This window comes from Ideonella sp. P3_A4, assembly GCF_056403075.1.
This window is the reverse complement of the sequence record NZ_JBFUGE010000811.1, coordinates 1-2,330: the sequence shown is the minus strand read 5'-3', so window position 1 is coordinate 2,330 and position 2,330 is coordinate 1. Positions and strand designations below refer to the sequence as shown.

Sequence of the window (2,330 nt, the reverse complement as noted above, 5' to 3'; positions counted from 1 at the left end):
GGACAACGATCGCTCTGCCAGTAGCAGTGCCGCAAGCACCCGTTCAGGACAGCAGCTCTTGATGCTCACCCCAAATGGCACCCGCGTTTCGGCTCTTGAGGCCATCGCCGCGGATGATGGCGTTGTAGGCCAGCCTCATTTGGCGGGCCGCGCGTTCCGGAGGCACCTCGCCGACACCCGTTCCCAAGCCGGGAACAAGCAGCGAAGCTATGGGAGTTGACGCGCCTTCGTTGTGCTTCATCACGGCCATGAGCGCAGCGCGAAACGCCAGATAGACGTTGACCGTCCTGCTGATGCTTGCAGGCACGCGCATGGTTGGCGCACTCACGAGAAATGGGATGGCGGCGTGCTCCGTTGCCACCACAACTGCCTGGCCAACTGGCAGTTCGCCAAAGTGGTGCTCCAGCAGGTGCGCTTTCAGGCGTGACTCAAGCTCCCAGCCAAAGAACCGCGAATAGACCAGGTCGATCCCACCGTCCATATAGCCAAAGCTGTTGGCCGGGCTGACGATGGCATCTGCCTTGGCGCCAAAGATGTCGCCGCAACTGACCTCGACGTCTGGCGCATCGGCAAAGGCTGCCTGCCACGCTGAGGTGACCGCAGAACTGATGTCTCGAAGATGGATGGAGAGCATGGCTCAATCTCTCACAAAGTATGGAACTGCTGCGATGGCGATACCCAAGGCGCCGAGCAGCCAGGCGTTGGAAACGAAATATGGAAGCACCATGAGAGCTACGCCGCAGATCAATGGCACGACAGCTCGCTGCTTCTTCCCGTAGACAAAGTACCCGAGACCAACAGCACCAAACAGCACACCCCACAACAATGAAGATTCGCTCATGACGGCTGGCTATACAGCAGGCTCAACGTGATTGGGCCATCAGTGTAGGTGTCTCGCTGCAGCCAAGTGGGCCAAGACCGCGCAGGCCGGGTGAGGGCGCTCTCGGAGCTTTACAGCGGCTTGCGCATGCGCAGTAGGGGCACGGCAACCCCGCCCCGATCATCGTGAACGCGCTCGATGGCTTCATAGCCGCAAGCCCGATAGAGCGGTTCGCCCGCCATCGTGGCCATCAACTCGACAGTGCTGAAACCCTCGCTCCTGGCGGCTGCCTCGCAGAGCCCCAGAATCAGGCGACCGATGCCTCTGCGAGTGTGATCAGGATGGGTGTACATCGCGCGCACTCGTGCTGCGTCGAGCTTCGGGTTTAGCAGAGCAGGGCTGCGGCCCGGTGATTGATCGCTGCCGTAGAGCGTGGCACGGCGGCTCCAACCTCCGCAGCCGGCGAGCTTGCCGTCCGATTCGACGACGAAGTACGTCCGGTCTTCGATGAGTTGCGTGTCGAGCCCCATGATGGTTCGGCTGGACGCGATCTGGCGGTCGTCAAGAAAGGGCTTCTGCAACTCGGAAATGGCGGCGCTCATCAACTCCCGCAGCGCCTCCAGGTCTTCGGGGCGTGCGAGCCTGTGAGTCAGCGCAGTGCTCATGTGGCAACGGACCCTGGCAGAAGGCGCTTTTGCATGAAGACGCTCAGTGGATCATCGGTGTACTTGCCGAACGGACCGCGGCGTTCATAGCCACAGCGCTCGTACAAGCCCAGTGCCTCGGGCTGAAAGGGCCCGGTTTCGAGTTTGAGCAAGGTGCAGCCGAGCTCGGTGGCCTTGGATTCAAGCAAGGCAATGAGGAGCTTGCCGACCCCTTGGCCGCGACATTGTGGGCTCACGTACATGCGCTTGAGCTCGCCGAACTCTGGGCCGATAACGAGGGCGCCGCAGCCAAGTGCGCGAAGCGCGCTATCCCGTGCGACGACAAACACGACGTTGGGCTGCTTCAACGAAGCAAGATCCAACGCGTGCCTGCTCTCCGGCGGGTAGAGCGTGTCCTGGTAGGCGTCCAGCTCGGCAATGAGCGCGACGACCTCAGGCTGATCGGGGGACTCCAGAGCGACGTTCATGGTCAGCTAGCGTTTGACATGGGGGTGGCTGGCTTGCGTGCAGTGTGAATCGCGACAATGCCGAGTGACTGTCGCTCAAACTTGACATCGCAAAAGCCCAGTTGCTCCAACTCGGCGGAGAGTTGCTCAGCCGACGGGAACTCTCGTATGCCGTGCAAGAGGTAGCGGTATGCAGATGCGTCGCCGCCTGTGGCCAGCCAGCCGAGCACAGGCATGCAGGCTGACATGTAAGCGAGGTAGGCCCTTTGTAGAGGGCGCCATGGAATGTTTGACGCTTCCAGAACGACGAGACGGCCGCCTGAGCGAAGTACCCGCAGAGCTTCTTGCAAGACCAAACGACGATTGCAAATCTTGAGGGCGAGCGATATCGAATAAGCA

The 2,330-nt window shown here is 61.0% G+C and carries 5 protein-coding genes; all 5 read right to left on the bottom strand.

What is annotated here, in order from left to right; genetic code table 11:
- Positions 1 to 43: 43 nt before the first annotated feature.
- A complete protein-coding gene (locus AC1DYI_RS33050; protein WP_477208342.1) occupies positions 44 to 634 on the bottom strand; it encodes a macro domain-containing protein in 591 nt (196 codons plus the stop codon).
- 3 nt (positions 635 to 637) lie between these two features.
- Entirely contained in the window at positions 638 to 841 is a 204-nt protein-coding gene (locus AC1DYI_RS33045) for a hypothetical protein (RefSeq protein WP_477208341.1), read from the bottom strand.
- A 110-nt stretch (positions 842 to 951) separates the two neighbouring features.
- Positions 952 to 1,485 carry a GNAT family N-acetyltransferase gene (locus AC1DYI_RS33040; protein WP_477208340.1) on the bottom strand — a complete coding sequence of 178 codons (534 nt, stop codon included), beginning with the start codon at positions 1,483 to 1,485 and terminating at the stop codon, positions 952 to 954.
- Entirely contained in the window at positions 1,482 to 1,952 is a 471-nt protein-coding gene (locus AC1DYI_RS33035) for a GNAT family N-acetyltransferase (RefSeq protein ID WP_477208339.1), read from the bottom strand. Before AC1DYI_RS33035 ends, AC1DYI_RS33040 begins: the two co-directional genes overlap by 4 nt.
- 2 nt (positions 1,953 to 1,954) lie before the next feature.
- On the bottom strand, positions 1,955 to 2,330 hold a 376-nt coding region (locus AC1DYI_RS33030), incomplete at its 5' end, for a class I SAM-dependent methyltransferase (protein ID WP_477208338.1).